Source organism: Bradyrhizobium sp. 40 (genome assembly GCF_023100925.1).
Lineage (GTDB): Bacteria > Pseudomonadota > Alphaproteobacteria > Rhizobiales > Xanthobacteraceae > Bradyrhizobium.
On record NZ_CP064688.1, the window covers coordinates 274,052 to 292,801 of the forward strand.

13 protein-coding genes are annotated in these 18,750 nt (G+C 65.1%); 6 read left to right on the plus strand and 7 right to left on the minus strand.

Annotated elements, in window-relative coordinates; translation table 11 throughout:
* Positions 1-203: 203 nt before the first annotated feature.
* Together IVB40_RS01325 and IVB40_RS01330 are read right to left on the minus strand one after the other, a co-directional pair.
* On the minus strand, positions 204-2,651 hold the full coding sequence (locus IVB40_RS01325) for an adenylate/guanylate cyclase domain-containing protein (RefSeq protein WP_247817903.1): 2,448 nt from the start codon (positions 2,649-2,651) through the stop codon (positions 204-206).
* A gap of 269 nt (positions 2,652-2,920) precedes the next feature.
* Positions 2,921-4,999 carry an AsmA family protein gene (locus IVB40_RS01330; RefSeq protein WP_247817904.1) on the minus strand — a complete coding sequence of 693 codons (2,079 nt, stop codon included), beginning with the start codon at positions 4,997-4,999 and terminating at the stop codon, positions 2,921-2,923.
* Positions 5,000-5,234: 235 nt separating this feature from the next.
* Here IVB40_RS01330 and IVB40_RS01335 point away from each other — a divergent pair, with 235 nt between their 5' ends.
* Positions 5,235-5,909, plus strand: a complete 675-nt coding sequence (locus IVB40_RS01335; protein WP_027568341.1) for a Crp/Fnr family transcriptional regulator — start codon at positions 5,235-5,237, stop codon at positions 5,907-5,909.
* Positions 5,910-6,113: 204 nt separating this feature from the next.
* On the opposite strand, the gene IVB40_RS01340 is transcribed toward IVB40_RS01335, so the two are convergent.
* The 4 genes from IVB40_RS01340 to IVB40_RS01355 form a co-directional block, all read right to left on the minus strand.
* Positions 6,114-9,263, minus strand: coding sequence for an efflux RND transporter permease subunit (locus tag IVB40_RS01340; protein ID WP_027568340.1), 3,150 nt, complete (start codon positions 9,261-9,263; stop codon positions 6,114-6,116).
* The gene (locus IVB40_RS01345) at positions 9,263-10,192 is read right to left on the minus strand and encodes an efflux RND transporter periplasmic adaptor subunit (protein ID WP_027515083.1); all 930 of its coding nucleotides are present in this window, start codon (positions 10,190-10,192) and stop codon (positions 9,263-9,265) included. Before IVB40_RS01345 ends, IVB40_RS01340 begins: the two co-directional genes overlap by 1 nt.
* A gap of 158 nt (positions 10,193-10,350) precedes the next feature.
* A complete protein-coding gene (locus IVB40_RS01350; RefSeq protein ID WP_247817905.1) occupies positions 10,351-11,022 on the minus strand; it encodes an OmpA family protein in 672 nt (223 codons plus the stop codon).
* A 146-nt stretch (positions 11,023-11,168) separates the two neighbouring features.
* A complete protein-coding gene (locus IVB40_RS01355; protein WP_247284773.1) occupies positions 11,169-12,674 on the minus strand; it encodes a caspase family protein in 1,506 nt (501 codons plus the stop codon).
* 374 nt (positions 12,675-13,048) lie between these two features.
* Between IVB40_RS01355 and IVB40_RS01360 the strand changes: the two genes are divergently transcribed.
* Complete coding sequence (locus IVB40_RS01360; RefSeq protein WP_247817906.1) at positions 13,049-13,855, plus strand: N-acyl homoserine lactonase family protein; 807 nt, start codon at positions 13,049-13,051, stop codon at positions 13,853-13,855.
* Here IVB40_RS01360 and IVB40_RS01365 read toward each other — a convergent pair whose 3' ends face one another.
* On the minus strand, positions 13,856-14,398 hold the full coding sequence (locus tag IVB40_RS01365; protein ID WP_247284774.1) for a MarR family transcriptional regulator: 543 nt from the start codon (positions 14,396-14,398) through the stop codon (positions 13,856-13,858).
* A gap of 110 nt (positions 14,399-14,508) precedes the next feature.
* Here IVB40_RS01365 and IVB40_RS01370 point away from each other — a divergent pair, with 110 nt between their 5' ends.
* Genes IVB40_RS01370 through hmgA form a run of 4 tightly spaced genes read left to right on the plus strand, consistent with a single transcriptional unit; the run spans position 14,509 to position 18,715 of the window.
* Positions 14,509-16,149: an FAD-dependent oxidoreductase gene (locus IVB40_RS01370; protein WP_247817907.1), complete on the plus strand. Its 1,641-nt coding sequence runs from the start codon at positions 14,509-14,511 to the stop codon at positions 16,147-16,149.
* Between the two features lie 13 nt (positions 16,150-16,162).
* Positions 16,163-16,390: a DUF2783 domain-containing protein gene (locus IVB40_RS01375; RefSeq protein WP_247396352.1), complete on the plus strand. Its 228-nt coding sequence runs from the start codon at positions 16,163-16,165 to the stop codon at positions 16,388-16,390.
* A gap of 19 nt (positions 16,391-16,409) precedes the next feature.
* Positions 16,410-17,372 carry an MBL fold metallo-hydrolase gene (locus IVB40_RS01380; protein WP_247817908.1) on the plus strand — a complete coding sequence of 321 codons (963 nt, stop codon included), beginning with the start codon at positions 16,410-16,412 and terminating at the stop codon, positions 17,370-17,372.
* Positions 17,369-18,715: a homogentisate 1,2-dioxygenase gene (hmgA, locus tag IVB40_RS01385; protein WP_247817909.1), complete on the plus strand. Its 1,347-nt coding sequence runs from the start codon at positions 17,369-17,371 to the stop codon at positions 18,713-18,715. Before IVB40_RS01380 ends, hmgA begins: the two co-directional genes overlap by 4 nt.
* The last annotated feature ends 35 nt before the right edge of the window (positions 18,716-18,750 follow it).

The window sequence follows — 18,750 nt, forward strand, 5'->3', positions numbered from 1 at the left end:
CTCCATCCGAACTTTCGCCTCGACGCGGAGGCGATCGTTAGTCGCGAGGACGAGAGATGTGGTTCGTGGGGATGATGCCATCCTGCCGGTGTTTTGCCCGACGAGTCAAACGGCTTCCGGCCAATTCCGTGCCCGCGTAACCCATTGATCTTGCGGGCCCCGGCTACTGTGCATGGGGTTGTTTTCGCAGTTTTTTGTTTGGGCTACCCGCGCCGCCTTGCCGCGGCGGCATCCACCACGTTCTCGACCTCCTCGCGCCACGACAGGATCTCCATCGCAAGCACCGGGTGGTTGAAGCCCTTGAGCACGAGATCGTCGAGTGCGCGGGCTTCGACCCAGGGCTCGACCATGCCGTAGACGCGGCGGCTGACGACGACCTGGCCGGCCTTGGCTTCGTCGCAGAGGCGGGAGGAGAGATTGGTGACGCTGCCGATCGCGGCATATTCGAGCCGCTGCTCGAAGCCGATCTGGCCGAGCGTGGCGTAGCCCATGGCGACGCCGACGCCGAAGCCGAGCGAGTGGCCGCGGTTCTTCCACTTCTCGGTCAATTGGCCAATCACATCGCGCATCTCGACCGCCATCTTCACCGCGCGATTGGTATGGTCGGCAAATTGAATCGGCGCGTTGAACAGGATCATCACGCCATCGCCGGCAAAGCGGTCGAGCGTGCCTTCATAGCGGTGGATCAGCTCGCCGAGCGCGGCGTGATATTCGCGCAGCACGTTCATCGCCTCTTCCGGCTCGGTCGCCTCCGTGAACGAGGTGAAGCCGCGCAAATCGCAGAACACGACGGTGACCTCGCGGCGGTGGCTGTCGAGCAGTGCGTCGTGGCCGTCGGACGAGGCGATCAGCTGCGCGACTTGCGGGGCGAGGAAACGTTCGAGCCGCTTGATGCGGCCGATCTCGCCGAGTTGTTTCTCGACCCGCTCTTCCAGCGAGCGATTCCAGTTGCGCAGCTGCTCGGTCTGCTCCTGGAGCTTGGCGGCCTGCTGCTGCACGGTTTCGTGCGCCGCCGCGAGCTCGCGGCCCTTGTGGTCGACCTCGGTGAACAGCCGCGCATTGCGCATCGCCAGCACGGCCTGGTTGGCGAAGGTGCGCATCAGGCCGATGATGCTTGAAGCGAACTCGCCGCCGGCGCGGCGCAGCACCACCAGCGAGCCGAGCGTGCCCTGCTGGTCCACCAGCGGCACCACCAGCACCGAATGGAAGCCGGCCGCGATCGCGACGTCGCGCAGCGGCTGCTCGGAGGCCTGGTCGAGATCTGAAATCGCGATCGGTTCGCCGCTCCCGGCCGCATCGCTCAGGATATCCTGGCCTTCGTCGATGGTGACATGGGCGCCGTCGGCGGATTTGTCGATGCCGTTGGCCTCGACCAGATTGAAGCGGCGCGCCTGCGCGTCATAGCCGTAGATCAGCACGGCGTCGGCATGGGTGATCTCGATCGCGCGCGCGGCGATCGTCGGCAGCACGGCGTTGAGATCGAGCGAGGCGGCGACCGCGCGGCCGACCTCTTCCAGCACCTTGAGCTCGTTGATCGACTGCGCGAGATCGCGGGTGCGCTCCTCGACCTTGGTCTCCAGGTCCGAATAGGTTTCCTGGATCTGGCCGGCCATGCGGTTGAACTGGCCGGCGAGATCTTCCAGCTCGTCTGAGGTGTGCACCTCGATGCGATGGCTGAAATCGCCCTCGCCGAGCTTGTGCGCGCCGTCGCGCAGCGCCGTGATCGGGATGATCATGCGGCGCGCCAGAAGCGTGCCGGCGAGGATCGCGACCAGCAGGCCCATGCCGATCAGCAGCGCGATGCGCACCAGCTGGTCGCGGATCGGCATCAGGGCCTGCGTGGTCGGCTGCTCGAACATCACGCTCCAGCCGAGCTTCGGCACGGTGCTCGCGGCGCTCATCACCGCATGGCCGTTGAAGTCGGTGCCCGAATTGTCGGGCGCGTGGCCCGGTGCGACCGCAGCCGCGACCTGCGGCAGCTTCGACAAATCCTTGCCGATTTCGGGCCCCTTCGACGACGTCGCCAGCACGCGGCCGCGCGGATCGACCACATAGGCGAAGGCAGCCTTGCCGACCTGGGCGTCGGAGAGGTACTCGGAGAGAAAGCTGAGATCGAGCTCGGCCACGGTGACGCCGGCGTTAAAACCGGAATGCGCCACCGAGATCGACATGAACGGCGTCCGGTCGGAGAACCAGGCCGGCGCGTAGCTGACGCCGCGGGCGACGGTGTCGGTGAAGCGCATGTCGCGGGAGAGGTCGGCGTTGCTGCCGGTCGTGGTCGACTGGCGCGAGACGCGCAGCACCTCGCGGCCGTCGCCGTTGAGCTGGAACAGCTGAGTGACGACCGACACCTGGTGCAGCAGCTGGGCGTAGTCGGCGCGGCGCTTCTCGAGCGTGTCCTGGCTCGCCCGCGTCACCCAGCTGATCTGGCGCTCGAGCTCGGAGATCGACTGCTCGATCCGCCGCGCGGCAGCCTGTGCCTTGTCCTCGAGACCGTCGGTCAGCTGTGTCTTGGTGGCGCGGTAGGAGATCCAGCTCTCCATCGCGCCGTTGACGGCGAGCACGAACACGACGAGGCCGACGAGAGAGACGACGTATTTGGCGAACAGACCCTCGCGCAGAAACCGTGTCTTGTCGCTCGCTCCTGCCATCCCGATCCTCTCGCGCCGCCATCGGCGCCGGCGCTACGGGCCGCACGGACCCTGCGAGCCTTCTAGCACAATTTGGTCCAACGGACTGTGAAGGGACTGGTCGGGGCCGCCTGACCGGCCGGTGTGGTTACCCGCCTGGACGCTGGGCAGGCGAAGCATGGTGAATTGTCGCAGTCTCATCCGTTTGGAGGAAGCCGCCGCCGGGCCAGCCGATGTAAGGGGATGGCTTGGCAAGGGAGGGCTGGGAGTCCAGCGCTTTGGTCCTGCAATCATCGATTAAAGAGCTGCCGCAGCACGTCGTTCATCGGCTGGCTGTCCTGCTGCGCCGCCGGCGGGTCCTCCAGGGCGGGGGACGTTGGCGAAGCTTGCGGCATCAATGTGGACGGTGCTGCAGGCAGGCTGCGGCTGCGCCCGGCGGCAGTGCCGGTGCCGGTGGCAGTCCCAGTGCCGTTTCCCGCGCCACCGGAAAGTCCCTGCTGGATCAGATTGCCGATCGCCTCGCCCAAGGGGCCGCCGAGCGGGTTGTTCTGTCCGGGCTGCTGGGTTTGCGGATTGGCATTGCCGGTCGCATTGCCGCCACCCGGCGCGGTGGCTCCCCCGAGGCCAAGGCTTCCCAGAATATTGCCGAGCCCAGCCCCATCAGCGCCGAACAGGCCCTTGCCCATCTCGCGCAGCTTGGCATAGGCGGCGTCCGGATTGTCCAGCATGCCGGCCATGTCAGGATAGATCCGCGGTTGCGACCAGGTACCCTGGATCATCACGGGAATGCCGAAGCCGACCGGCTCGGCGGCGCGGCCCTGGCCTTCGGTCGTCATCACCAGCTTCGGCTCGACGCGAAAGCCCATCATCTTGGTGTCGAGCGCGATCGTGCCGGCACCGGTCACGCGGACCAGCGGTTCGGTCAAGCTGAGATCAGTGGTCACCGCCTGGCCCTTGTCGATCCGGAACGACGCCGAGAGCTGCGACAAATCCGTGCTCTGCTCCCGACCGTTGTCCTGGTTTGCCTGCCAGCCGGACAACGTGCCCGAGGTCAGCGAGCGGATCATCTGCGCGACGTTGATGCCGCGAATGGCCCCGTCCTGGAAATTGACGAAGGCCGTGCCCTGCATGTTCGCCATCAGTGCGCGCTGGCTGGTGCCGGCGCTGCGCAGCGCGAGCTTGGCCTGCAGCTTGCCGTCGATCCGGTCGAATTCGGCGAGGCCCTGGAGCAGCGGCAGCGCGCGCACGCCGGCGAGGTCGGAATGCATCGCAAAGCTCGGCGCGCCGCTGGTCGCATCCAGGATCAATTCGCCCGAGACCTGGCCGCCATAAGCGCCGAGATTGGCGGTGCCGGCCTTCAGCACGCCGCCGGCGAGTTTTGCATCAACCGCCAGCGGCGCGAGACGCGCATCGCCGATCACCGCCTCGTGCGCGGAGATCCTGATTTGCGCATCGACATAGTTGAGCCCGGACACGTCGATCGGCGCATCGCTCCAGGGTTGCCCGGACGCGCCTTCCGGCGATTTCGCCAGCGGGATCGCGAGCCGCTGGAAGTCGAGATCGACCTTGACCAGAGGCTTGCTCGCGATATCGACCGAGGCCCAGCCGTTGAATGCGCCATCGCCGAGCGTGCCATTCAGGCCGTTGATCATCACGACATCGCCGCTCAGCCGCATCTCGGCATGGCCCGCGAGCCGAGACTTCAGCACGTCCGGCACGTCGATGGCGAAATCCACCGGAATGGTCGGGCGGTCGGCCGGCGGCGCCGGCGTGGTCGCCTTGATGTCGAACTTGGTCGGATGCTCGCCGACCCGTGCGGTGCCGGTGATGCTGATCTTGCGGTCGCGACCGACGATCGCATCGGCATTGACCGCGCCGATGCGGCTCTCGACGCGATCGCGCACGCGCGTGAATGCGATCTCGCCATCGGTGACCTTGATGCGGTCGATGGCGGCGCCGTCGGTATCAAGCGCGACCGGCTTCGATGTGCCGCCGGCATTCGGCAGGCGCTCGCGCAGCAGCGGCTGGTAGAGCACGGGATGGGTGACGACGAGCTCACTGATCTTCGGGCGGCCCGACCAGACGCTCGAGAGCGACATGTCGGCCTGCACGCTGTCGATGGTCAGGCGGGTGATGCCGCTGCGGTCCTTGGGGTCGGCAAGCGTGAGGTCGTTCAGCGTCACGTTCAGCGTCGGCCACAGGCTGATTCTGATGGTGCCGTCGATCGACAAGCGATAGCCGGTCGCGCTCTCGACCCGCGAGGCAATCGTCGACGTCAGGAAGCCCGAGGGGATCCCGACCACCAGCAGGAGTGCGATCACGATGACGATTGCGGCCACAGCCGCGCCGGCGAATTTCACGGCTCTCATGTCGACTTTCCAGCGGCGGACAACCGGCGTCGAATCCGGCAGATGACCGTCATTTGCACGCGTCCTTTACGCCTGAGTTTATCCCGGGACGGGAAGCGGCTCCAAGCACGTAAAAATAGTCTGGGGGTGCTGCAAAGTTATGTGACTTATGGCACACTTCCCCGGCGTGGTTTTACGCGATCCTGATGTTGATGGTTCCAAGCGATTTGCCAACGAAATTCACAAGGACATTGAAATGAGCAAGCAGGCCGAATTTGCGGTCATCCTCAAGATGAATGCGATGTTCGCCGATCTCGGCGTAGACGAGCTCCAGCGGCTGGCAAATCTCTGCCACACCCAGCATCTGGGGAATGGCGAGGTGCTGTTCCAGAAGGGCGACGCAGGCGATGCGCTGTTCGGCGTGCGCCGAGGCCAGGTCCGCATCGAGACCGGTGCCTCCGACGGCAGCCGCCTGACGCTGAACTTCATGGGGCCGGGCGACCTGTTCGGCGAGGTTGCGGTGCTGGACGGCCAGAGCCGCACTGCGGACGCGACCGCTGGCGAAGCCAGCGAGCTGTTCGTGCTGCGGCGCGAAGACTTTCTCGCTTTCCTCGAACGCGAGCCGAAGGTCGGGATCAAGATCATCGCGCTGCTGTGCCAGCGCATCCGCTGGCAGAGCGAGCGCATGGAAGAGTCCATGCTCCAGCCGCTGCCGGTTCGTCTCGCGCGGCGCCTCTGCGCGCTCGCCGCCGATTTCGGCTCGGAGGTGCACATCTCGCAGGAGCAACTCGGCGTGTTCGTCGGCGCCGCCCGCGAGAGCGTCAACCGCCAGCTTCAGGCCTGGCGCAAGGAAGCGATCCTCGATCTCCAGCGCGGCCGCATCCTGCTGCGGAACATGACCAAGCTGACGGCGATCGCGCGGAACGAGTAGGGGGCCGTTAGGCTGGGTCGCTACAATCGGGGCGAAGGAGTTCGTCAGAAGAGTCCCAACTCGCAACCCACGCTTTAACGGCCTCGATCGGCACAGCACGACCGGTACGTCTGAATGCTTGGTAGCGAAGACGATCCTCCGCTATGTCGGGTTCGCGGATGGCGCTCGCTGAACTGCCTTGTGTACTTGACGCTTGTGCCATAGCTACTCCGCCGCGGGGTGCACGATGCTCTTCGGCGCTGGTGCCGCTCCCGCCGGCGCAGCTCCGTGGTGACCGGCGCCCTCCGCATCTTCGCTGTGCACGACCAGCCGCTTGGCGAAGCGCCAGATCAGCGCGCCGAGATCGTCCATCACCATGAACATCGCGGGCACGAACACCAGCGACAGGATGGTCGAGAAGATCAGGCCGCCGATCACCGCGAGCGCCATCGGCGAGCGGAACTCGCCGCCGGCGCCGACCGCGAGTGCGCTTGGCATCATGCCCGCGGCCATCGCGATCGTGGTCATCACGATCGGACGAGCGCGTTTCATGCCTGCGTCGATCATGGCTTCTTCGCGCGGTGTGCCGGCGTGAATGGACTCGATGGCGAATTCCACCAGCATGATCGCATTCTTGGTGACGATGCCCATCAGCATCAGGATGCCGATCCACACCGGCGTCGTGAGCTGCTTGCCGGTGATCAGCAGCGCCGCGATCGCGCCGCCGATCGAGAGCGGCAGCGAGAACAGGATGGTGATCGGCTGCAGGAAGGTGCCGAACAGCAGCACTAGCACGGCGTAGACCATCATCAGGCCCGCCGTGATCGCGGTGGCAAAGCCTTCGGACAGTTCGTTCAGGCTTTCGGCATCGCCGGAGGGCGAGACCTTCACGCCCTTCGGCCGGCTCTTCATGACCGGCAGGTCGTAGATCTTCTTGGTGGCGTCGCCGAGCGCGGCGGAGCCGACGAGATCGGCCGCGACGGTCGCCTGTCGCTCGCGATCGTAGCGGTTGATGCTGGTCGGACCCTGGTCGAGCTTGACGTCGGCGATGACGGAGAGCGGCACGCCGCCCTTCTCGCCGTGCTCGCCGAGCGGCACGCGCAACTGTTCGAGCGTCTTCAGATTGCCGCGCGCGGCATCCTCGAGCTGCACGCGGATCGGCACCAGACGGTCGCCGACGTCGAACTTGGCGAGCGCGGGGCCGACGTCGCCGATGGTGGCCACGCGGATGGTCTGCGACAGGCTTTCGGTCGACACGCCGAGCCGTGCGGCAAGATCGGCGCGCGGTTCGACGCGCAGCTCGGGCCGCTCCAGCGTGGTTTCCGAGATCACGTTGGAGATGGTGGGAATCCGCTTCATCTGCGTCGCGAGTTCGCTGGCGACGTTGTTGACGATGTTGGCGTCTGCGCCGGTCACGACCAGCGAGATGGCGCGCAGGCCGTTCTCGTCGAGGAACCAGAAGCGGATGTCTGGAATGTTCTCCAGCTCCTGGCTGATCGAGAATTCGAGCTCGCGCTGGGTGATGTCGCGGCTGTCCTTGGGCGTGTAGTTGATGATCAAGGCGGCGCGCCGGACTTCCTGGGTCCCGGGTGGAACGCGGCCGCCGTCGACGAAGATGCTCTTCACCTCGGGCCGCTTGCGCAGGCGCGCGACGATGTCTTCGGTGACTTTTTCGGTGTAGGCGAGCTGCGTGCCCGGCGGCAGCTCGAGCGCAACCAGCGAGCGCGAGCTGTCCTGCGCCGGCAGGAAACCCTGCGGCAGCAGCGTGATGCTCCAGATCGAGGCGGCGAAGACGCCGAAGCCCGCCAGCACCGTGATGAAATAGTGCTTCACCGACCAGGCCACGAGCCTGTGATAGGACCGCAGCACGCGGCCGGGCGGCGGCTCTTGGTGATTGCCATGTTTGAGGAAGTAGGCGGCGAGCACCGGCGTGACGAAGCGCGCCGCGAGCAGCGAGAAGAACACCTGCACCGAGACGGTGATGCCGAACTGCTTGAAGAACTGTCCGGCGATGCCCGACATGAAGCTCGCGGGTGCGAAGATCGCGATGATCGTCAGCGAGATCGCGATCACCGCGAGGCCGATCTCGTCGGCGGCTTCGAGGGCGGCACGATAGGGCGACTTGCCCATGTTCATGTGCCTGACGATGTTCTCGATCTCGACGATGGCGTCGTCGACCAGAATACCCGTCGACAGCGTGATGGCGAGGAAGCTGACGAGGTTGAGCGAGAAGCCGAGCAGGTCCATCGCCCAGAATGCCGGGAAGATCGACAACGGCAGCGAGATCGCGGCGATGATGGTGGCGCGCAGGTCGCGCAGGAACAATAACACGATCACGACGGCGAGGATGGCGCCTTCGAACAGGGTCGAGATCGCCGCGTGGTAATTGCCATTGGTATATTCGACCGAGGTGTCGATCACCTTCAGGTCGACGTCGGGATAAGTAGCCTTGAGCGTGTCGATGCGCTTCTGTACCGCCTCGGCGACCTTCACGTCGCTGGCACCCTTGGAGCGCTTGATGCCGAGCGCGACGATCGGCTCGCCGTTGAAGCGGGCGAAGGTACGGCGGTCGGCGATGGTGTCGGTCACGGTGCCGAGATCGTCGAGCCGGACCTCGCCGCCGCCGAACAGCGGAATCATGGTGCCGGCGAGGTCGCTCAGCGTCTTGGCGCCCGCGAGGGTGCGGATCGCCTGGTCGTTCTTGCCGATCTCGGCGCGGCCGCCGGCGACGTCGACATTGGTGCCGCGCAGGCTCTGGCTGACATTGACGGCCGTCAGCCCCATCGACTGCAGGCGGTCGGGATCGAGCGAGACCAGGATCTCGCGCTCGACACCGCCGATGCGCTCGACCTGGGCGACGCCGCGCACGCCCTGCAGCGCGCGCTTGACCACGTCATCGACGAAATAGGAGAGCTGTTCCGGCGTCTTGCCGGGCGAGATCGCGGCGTAGGTGACGATCGGCAGGCCGATGACGTCGACGCGCTGGATCAGCGGCTCGGTGACGTTCTGCGGCAGATTGGAGCGCACGCGCGTCACCGCGTCCTTGACGTCGTTGAGCGCGCGGTCGGTGTTGGTTTCCAGCGCGAACTGGATCGTCGTCACCGACAGGCCGTCGGTGATCTGCGAGGTGATGTGCCTGACGCCTTCGACACCGGAGACGGCGTCTTCAACCGTCTTGGTGACCTGGGATTCGAGCTCGGCGGGTGCCGCGCCGAACTGCGATACCGCGACCGAGATCACGGGAATGTCGGCCGAGGGTAGCCGCGTCACCGCGAGCTTGGTGAAGGACACCCAGCCGAGGATCAGGAGGATGATGGAAAAAACGACCGACGGCAGCGGATTGCGAATCGACCATGCCGAGATATTGAGAGCCATCAGCGTACCCGCGTGCGATCGAGTTCATCAGCGAACATGGTCTTGATCTGGTCGCCATCATGCAGCGAAGAGCCGGCGTCGGCGACGACGATTTCGCCGACGTTGAGGCCTTCCAGGATTTCCGTCGCGCTGTCCGACGACAGCCCGACCCGTACCTTGCGCGTCTCGACAATGTTGCCTTTGACGACCTGCACGGTGAGATGGTCTATCGCGGTCTTGGGAACCGCGACGCCGCAGCTTCGCTTGGCGTCGATCGAGGCGCGGGCGAACACGCCGACTTTCAGCGAGGGATTGTTGGTGACGCTGATGCGCACGCGGCCGAGCTGGGTGGCGCGATCGATTTCGGGCGCCACCAGCCTGACCCGCCCGATCAGATCGGGCGCGTCGTCGCGGCTGATGCGAACGGTCGCGCCGGAGCTGAGCTTGGCCATGTGCACCGCCGGGACCTGCGCGTCCAGCTCGATCTCGTTGTTGACGGCGATTCGGAACATCGGGCCAGCCTGCGGCGAGGCCGGCGCGCCGACGATGGTGCGGACCTCGGTGACGAGGCCCGGCGCAGAGGCCTTCAGGGAGACCGGACCTTGCGGGCCGGGCCGCTGCGGCTGGCCCGGGATCTGGGGCGGTGCGGTCAGGCGCGCCAGCTCCTGATTGTCGGTGACGAGGGTGCCCTCGGTGACGAAGAGGTCGGTGACCCTGGATCCCTCCTGGTCGGCGACGACCACGGCTTCGCGGCGCGGCACGAAGAAGCCGGTCACCCGAACCAAGTCCGAGAAGCAGGCATTGGTCGACTTGGTTACGATGACCAGGGCCTCGCTCGGCGTTTCCTTGGGCTCGGCGCGATGCCGGTGCTCGAACAGATAATAGCCGACGCCGAGCGCGACGACGAAGACCACCGTTCCGGCCGGCTTGAGATATTGGGAGAGGTTCATCGCCGGATTGTCCTGGCCTGGCTCACGGCCATCCGCGCGCGGCCCATGGAGAGCGTTTCCCTGAAATGAAGCAGCGTCCCGCAAGGCTGCGGGACGCGCGCTGGAAGCAGGACTTTACACCACATCACGACTTGTCACTTCAAAGGATTACGTCGTGCTCACTTCGATGCGGTGGTCTTGTTTTCCATGTTGACGACCTGCACGCGACGATTGACCTCGGCCATCGGCTGGGCCGGGTCCTTCAGCTTGCTCTTGCCGTAGCCGACCGTGACGAGGTCGGTCGCGGAGATGCTGTACTTGTCGACCAAATAGCGCTTGATCGAATCCGCGCGGCGCTCTGACAGGTCCTGGTTGTAGCTCTCGCCGCCGGCGGCGTCAGTGTGGCCGGCGACCACGAAGGTCGAGCCCTTCAGGTCGGGGCTGGTCAGCGCGCGGCCGAGCGCCTGGACCGAGGCAAGCGATTTGGCGCTGATATTGGCCGAGTTGTAGTCGAACGTGATTTCCAGATCGATGTTCGGCTTGTCCTTGGCCGCCGAGGCGATTTCTTCACGCTCGACCGACGAAAGCGAGCGTGTCGAGCGGCCGCGCACGGACTGGATCAGCTTGGACTCAGCCGCACTCGGTGCGGGATCGGCCTGCGGAGCGACCGAGAGGCCGCGGGTCAGCGGCTTTTTCGGCGGCGGCGCCAGCGCGCGGACGATCTCGTCCTCGGTGACGTTCTTGCTGTTGCCGTCGTCGGCCGCGAAGGCAAGCGGGATCGTCAGCGACAGCGCGGCGCCGACGGTGATGATGGACAGGATTGCGGTAAGTCCTTTTGCAGCCAATCTCATAGCCAGTCCCTCCTGCGCAGCCAGCTGGCGCGGTTCGAAAATCCTGCAGTAAGCCGCCCCGAAAAGGCGGGCGGCGGCATCCGTTCAATTAGTCTTCGCCAGGCCGTCGCGGGTTCGAGGCACATCGGCCCCGCTTCAAAAAAATATCAACGCACTCCGTAGCTTGCGAATTCCTGAACAATGTTCGGGTCCATCGCCTTGGCATTGGCGATGTCGAGCGCACCTTCCTGCGCCGAGCCGTTGCGCTGCTTGGCGATCCCGCGTCCGAACAGCGAGGAGGTCAGGCGCGGATTGATCCTCAGGGCGGCCTCGAAATCGGCGATGGCGTTCTTCACCGCCCCCGATTTCAGATTGACGAGCCCCCGGCTGTCCAGCGCGTCGACGAAGTTCGGCCGCAGCCGCAGGGCCTCGTTGCAATCCTTCAGCGCGCCCTGGAGGTCGCCGACCACGGTGCGGGTCCAGCAGCGATTGTTCAGAGCCTCGACGTCCTTCGGGTTGATCCGGAGCGTCTCGTCAAAATCCTTGATGGCCAGGCTGTAGGCGCCCTTGCTGGCATAGACCTGACCGCGCCGGTAAAGCGCGTTCACGTCATCCGGATTGGCCGCGATCTTGGCGGTCAGCCCCTTGATGGTGGGGTCCTCGGCCAGGACGGCCGCACTCGGCCCGCTCTCCATGCTCGGAGCGGTCGCGGGATCGGCCGGAATCACAGGCGGAGGCGGCGGTGGTGCCGGTGGCAAGGCAGCCTCGACCTGCGGCTTCGGTGACGGAGCGGGCGCGGCCACTGTGTCGGCCGGTTTCGGCGGCGGAGGCGGTGAAGGTGCGGGCGGGGCCGGCTGCGGGTTGTTGGCGACGACCGGCGGCGGCGCGGGTGGCGGAGTCGTTGTTGGGCGCGACCCGCCGGCCCCTGGAATGAACGAGAAATCCTCGGCCAGTGAAGAGGAGATCCATGGCACCTGCTCGCCCCGGGAGGCACGGGTGACGCCCATCTTGGTGCGGTTCAGCGTCTCCTCGGCCATCAGGTCGGGGACGCGGATTTCCTTGAGAAGTTCCTGGACGAACAGGCTGTGCTCGCCGCCGGCGTCCGAGACCACCGAGGCCAGCGCCGCCGAATACATCACCAGCGTGCCGTTCGGCGCGATGACGGGGGTCAGGCCGGCCGAGAAGCTGCGGAACCGGCGCTCGAACGGGTTGCGCCTGGAGGCGTCGACCAGCGCGATCTTGACACCGGCGCCGCGGGTATTGAGCTCGCCGAGCACGGTTTCGAGGCTGATGCCGTCGCGCCGCACGTCGGATTCGGTCCAGATCTGCGCATCGATCGGCAGCAAATAGCTCTGCCGCGCGGACTGGATGCCGAAGCCGCTGAAGAACACCAGTGCCACCGACCCCGGCTTGATCTTGCCGTAGAGCTTGTCGAAAGCACGGCGCATGCCGTCACCGGTCAGGTTCTCACCGGTCTCGACGGAAAAGCCGTCGCGCTTGAGCTCGTCGGCGACGTCGCGCGCGTCGTTGAGCGGTTCCTTCAGGGGAGCGTCGGCGTCCGGGTATTTGGCGTTGCCGATGACCAGCGCAAAGCGATCGCCGGCCGCAAGTGACGGAGCGGTCGGGATGAGCGACACGAGCAAGGACAGAACGAAAAGCAGGCGAATTTTCATAATTAGCGCGATCCAGCCAAAAAGGCGCCGTTTCCAGCTTGCGCCGCGGCGACCTTAACTTACGCAATGTGCATTATCAAACCGGGGAAGGGGGGCGTCAACCGCTTGCGGATTCGGCGCGATCGCGACAATTGACCGCGACGCATGGGCATGTTGCGGGGGAATAAACGGTCGGTCACGATTGCACGCGATGCATTCTGGTTGTCATTGCGGCTGCACGTTAGGGCAGCCATGGCGACAACAATGTGATTGGTCTCACATTGCGGACGGGCCTCCTTCGCAACCTCCGGTGTTTGACCTTTGCGGCGGACGATGGCTTGGTGCGGGTCGATCGTGCCTGAAGGTCCACCCAGAAAAAGAGCAAGATCAAAACCATGGGAAACGCCTACGAAATCTACGCCCTGCGCTACGCGACGATGTCGCCGCGCACGCCCAACATGAACTTCCTCGCGCCCGACCCGCATGACAGCGCGGCGCAGGACCTCGACTATTTCGTCTGGCTGATTCGCGGCAACAGCCGCGACATCCTGGTCGATACCGGCTTCAATGCCGAGGAAGCGTCCGCGCGGGCCCGCAAGCTGACGCTCAATCCGGTCGACGCGCTGGAGCGCTTTGGTGTCGCGGCAGCGGGCATTCGCGACATCATCGTGACGCATCTGCATTACGACCACGCCGGCAATCTGGATCGCTTCCCGAACGCGCGCTTCCATATCCAGGAGCGCGAGATGGCCTACGCGACGGGGCGCTGCATGTGCAACGGACTGCTGCGACATCCGTTCTCGGTCGAGCACGTCACCCAGATGGTCCGCCATGTCTATGGCGAGCGCGTCAATTTCTATTCCGGCGACGGCGAGGTCGCGCCCGGCGTCACCGTGCACCGCGTCGGCGGCCATTCCGACGGCCTGCAGGTGGTGAGGGTCGAGACCGCCCGCGGACCGGTGGTGCTGGCGTCCGATGCGGCGCATTATTACGCCAATCTCCAGCGCAGGAGCCCATTCCCGATCGTCTACAATGTCGGCGACATGGCAGTTGGCTGGGAGACGATCGAGCGTCTCGCCGGCCATCCCGACCGGTTCATTCCCGGTCACGACCCGATCGTGACCGAGATCTATCCGCGCGCCAGCGACGATGGCGATGTCTGGGCCCTGCATTTGCCGCCGTCGCGATCGTTCGCCAAGTGATCAATACGCCTGCTTGGCGTCGGCCTCTTCGCTGGTCTGGATCAAATCGAGGCTCTGTTCGATCTTGCCGAGCAGCGTCGATAGCTGTTTGCGCTCCTGCGCGGAGAGGCAGGCGAGGATCTCGTCTTCCCGCCGCAGCAATTGCGGAAACAGCTCCTCGTAGAGCGTGCGGCCTTTCCTCGTCAGTCGCAGGCGGAATTCGCGGCGATCGGCTTCGTTCTCGACGCGCTCAATCAAACCCTGCTGCAGCAGCATGGTCACCGCGCGGCTGATGGTGGATTTGTGCGTGCGGGTGCATTGCGCGACGTACTGCGCGCTGCAGGCATCGTTGCGGAAGCCGAGCGTCGCGATCACGCGCCAGGCCGGGATGTCGAGGCCGTGACGTTCCTGATATTCGACCGAAAGCGCGGCGCTGACCTCCGCCGCGAGCCGGTTGAGGCGGAACGGTACGAACCTGAACAGGTCGAGCCGTGTTTGTGGCCGCGCTGAGGCCGCATCGGCCTCACGTGTCTTCAGCGCGATGTCGCTGGATGTCCTCGCCAAGGAGAGCGCTCCGAATTCCAGTTGACGGCCGGCCGGCTCCGGTCCAAAATAGTTGCACGTGAGACTATCTAGCAGATCAGTCCTCTTCTGACCAGAGCCGAGGTTAGCGCATGGCGCAGGCCAATACGCATCAGGCCAAAACCCAGTTCGGCTATCGCCGCCACCCCGATCAGGATCGTCCCGGGCAGGGCGCGGCCGAGCATCCCGTGGTGATCGTCGGCGCTGGCCCGGTCGGGCTGTCGCTGGCGATCGACCTTGCCCAGCGCGGCCAGCACGTCGTCCTTCTGGATGATGCCGACCGCATTGGCGAGGGCTCTCGCGCGATCTGCTTCTCGAAACGGTCGCTGGAATATTGGGACCGGCTCGGCGTCGGCGACCGCATGGTCGACAAGGGCGTGGTCTGGAGCGTCGGCCGCATCTTCCACGGCGATCAGCAGCTCTACCAGTTCAATCTGCTGCCGGAGGACGGTCACAAGCGGCCGGCCTTCATCAATCTCCAGCAATATTACGCAGAGTCCTATCTGGTCGACCGCATCAGCGAGCTGCCCGAGATCAATCTGCGCTGGCGCAACAAGGTGACGGCGCTGGAGCGCCGCAACGATTCCGTCGCGCTGACGATCGAGACGCCGGAGGGCGCCTATCGCCTGCACGCGCAATATGTCGTCGCCTGCGACGGCGCGCGCTCGTCGCTGCGGCAGATGGTGGGCGCCGACTTTGCGGGACAGGTGTTCGAGGACCAGTTCCTGATCGCCGACGTCAAGATGACCGCGGAATTCCCGACCGAGCGCTGGTTCTGGTTCGATCCGCCGTTTCATGCCGGGCGGTCGGCGTTGCTGCACAGGCAGCCTGACGATGTCTGGCGGATCGACCTTCAGCTCAATCGCTATGCCGACCCCATCGTCGAGAAGAAGCCCGAGAACGTGCGGCCGCGGATTGCGCGCATGCTCGGCCACGACAAGTTCGAGTTCGAGTGGATCTCGCTCTACAAATTCCAGTGCCGGCGGATGGACCGCTTCGTCCATGGCCGCGTGATTTTTGCAGGCGATTCCGCGCACCAGGTCTCGCCGTTCGGCGCGCGCGGCGCCAATTCGGGACTCGAGGACGCCGAAAACCTCTCCTGGAAGCTCGACCGCGTGCTGCGCGGCGCCTCACCCGCGAGCCTGCTCGAGAGTTATCATGTTGAGCGCAGTCTGGCGGCCGACGAGAACATCCGCGAATCCACCCGTTCGACCGACTTCATGGCGCCGAACTCGCATCAGGAAGCGCGGCTGCGCAAGGCAGTGCTGTCGCTGGCCAAGGAAACGGAGTTCGGCAAGCGCATGGTCAATGGCGGGCGGCTCTCGGTGCCGTGCAGCTATGACTCGCCGCTGTCATCGCCCGATGCGGATGCGTGGCGCGGTGGCCCGCTGCCGGGTTGTTCGATGCTCGATGCTCCCGTCACGCCGCGCGCGGGTGAGCAAGCCTATTTGACCGATGCGTTCCGCAAGGGTGGGACAGACTTCACCTTGCTGTCGTTCAGCAATGGCGTGGCGATTGAGGCGCCTGTTGGTGTGAAGGACATCTGCATCGGCGGTGAGGATGGGCTCGCAGATCCGGCGGGGCTCACCGCAAAGCGCTATGATGCGGAACCAGGCTCAGCCTACTTACTCAGGCCGGACGGCTACGTTGCAGCGCGCTTCCGCCACCCCACGCGCGCTGGCGTCGCGGCGGCGCTGTCGCGGGCCCAAGGCGTGAATTCAGGATTGGCTTGAATTGAGGACTCGCATGCCGCTCTCCACCAGCTCCAACTTCGCGCGACCCGACGACGCCTTTCGCGCCATCGTGGAGGCGCATCGCGGCTTCACCGACGAGCAAAGCGCCGACTTCGACGCGGCGCTGGTGCTGATCCTTGCCAACCATATCGGCGATATCGACGTGCTGCGAGAGGCGATCCTGCTCGCCAAGCGGCGCATGATCGACGGCCAGCAGCAGCAACAGCAACAACAGCAATAATGTCCAAAGGAACGAATTGATGGCGAAGAACTTCGCATCCACCGGCGACCTCTCCGAGAAGAAGATCACCTTCTCCGAGATTGGCACCGATCTCTACGCCTTCACCGCGGAGGGCGATCCGAACACCGCGATCATCGTCGGCGACGACGGCTGCCTAGTGTTCGACGCCCAGTCGACGCCGGCGATGGCCAACAAGGTGATCGAGCGCGTCCGTACCGTCACCGACAAGCCGATCAAATATGTCGTGCTGTCGCATTATCACGCCGTGCGCGTGCTCGGTGCCTCCGCCTACAAGGCGCAGGGCATCGTCGCCTCGCAGGAGACCCATCGGCTGATCGAGGAACGTGGCCAGCAGGATTGGGATTCCGAGTACGGCCGCTTCCCGCGCCTGTTTCAGGACGCATCGAGCATTCCCGGTCTGACCTGGCCGACGCTGACCTTCGAAGGCGAGATGTCGATCTATCTCGGCAAGCGCGAGGTGCGCCTGATGCAGCTTGGCGCCGGCCACACCTCCGGCGACATCGTCGCCTGGGTGCCCGATGCCGAGGTGATGTTCTCCGGTGACCTGATCGAATACCACTCGGCCTGCTATTGCGGCGACGCGCATTTGCGCGAATGGCCGCTGACGCTGAACGAGATCCGCAACTTCAATCCCAAGGCGATCGCGCCGGGCCGCGGCGATGCGCTCAAGGGTGTCGCGACGGTGCGAGAAGCCATCGCGATGACGCGTGACTTCGTCACCTCGCTCTATGGCGCCGCCGAAATCTCGGTCGCCAGGGGCCGCACGCTGAAGGAATCCATGGCCGCGACGCGCGAGGTCATGGATCCGAAATTCCAAAGCTTCGCCATCTACGAGCACTGTCTGCCGTTCAACGTGTCGCGCGCCTATGACGAGGCGTCGGGAATCGACGACCCCGTGATCTGGACCGACAAGCGCGACCAGGAGATGTGGGCCGCCCTGCAAGGAGGAGGATCATCATGAACATCAATACCTCGCCCGATCAGATCATTCGCAGCACGGCCCAGGTCACGCCGGGCTACATGTCCGGCTTCGGCAACAGCTTTGAGACCGAGGCGCTGCCGGGCGCGCTGCCGATCGGGCGCAACTCGCCGCAGCGCTGTGCCTACGGCCTCTATGCCGAGCAGCTTTCCGGCTCTCCCTTCACCGCGCCGCGCGGCAGCAACGAGCGCTCCTGGCTCTATCGTATTCGCCCGTCGGTGAAACATTCGGGTCGCTTCGAGAAGGCCGACGGCGGCCTGTGGCGCTCGGCACCGTGCCATGAAAACGATCTGCCGATCGCGCAATTGCGCTGGGATCCGGCGCCGATCCCGAAGGAGGACATGACATTCCTCCAGGGCGTGCAGACCATGACGACGGCCGGTGACGTCAACACCCAGGCCGGCATGGCCGCGCATGTTTATCTCATCACCAAGTCGATGGTGGACCAGCACTTCTACAACGCCGACGGCGAACTGATGTTCGTGCTGCAGCAGGGCAATCTTCGCATCGTCACCGAGTTCGGTCGCATCGATGCCGAGCCCGGTGAGATCGTGGTGATCCCGCGCGGCGTCAAATTTCGCGTCGAGATTCCGAACGGGCCGGCGCGCGGCTATCTCTGCGAAAATTACGGCGGCGCCTTCACGCTGCCGGAGCGCGGGCCGATCGGCGCCAACTGCCTCGCCAATGCCCGCGACTTCCTGACACCGGTCGCGCACTACGAGGACAAGGACACGCCGACTGAGCTGTTCGTGAAGTGGGGCGGTGCGCTGTTCAAGACGCAGTTGCCCCACTCGCCGATCGACGTCGTCGCCTGGCACGGCAATTACGCGCCGTACAAGTATGATCTGCGTAGCTTCTCGCCGGTCGGCGCGATCGGCTTCGATCATCCCGATCCATCGATCTTCACCGTGCTGACCTCGCCGTCGGAGACCGCGGGCACGGCGAACATCGACTTCGTGATCTTCCCCGAGCGCTGGATGGTCGCCGACAACACCTTCCGCCCGCCGTGGTATCACATGAACATCATGAGCGAGTTCATGGGCCTGATCTACGGCGTCTACGACGCCAAGCCGCAAGGTTTCGTGCCGGGCGGCATGAGCCTGCACAATTGCATGCTGCCGCACGGCCCCGATCGCGATGCCTTCGAACACGCCAGCAACGGCGAGCTGAAGCCGGTGAAGCTGACCGGCACCATGGCCTTCATGTTCGAGACCCGCTACGCGCAGCGCGTCACCGCGTACGCCGCGAATTCCGCCACGTTGCAGGACGACTACGCGGATTGCTGGAAGGGTCTGGAAAAGCGGTTCGATCCGAGTAAGCCGTAGCCTTCTTACCCTCTCCCCTTGTGGGAGAGGGTGGC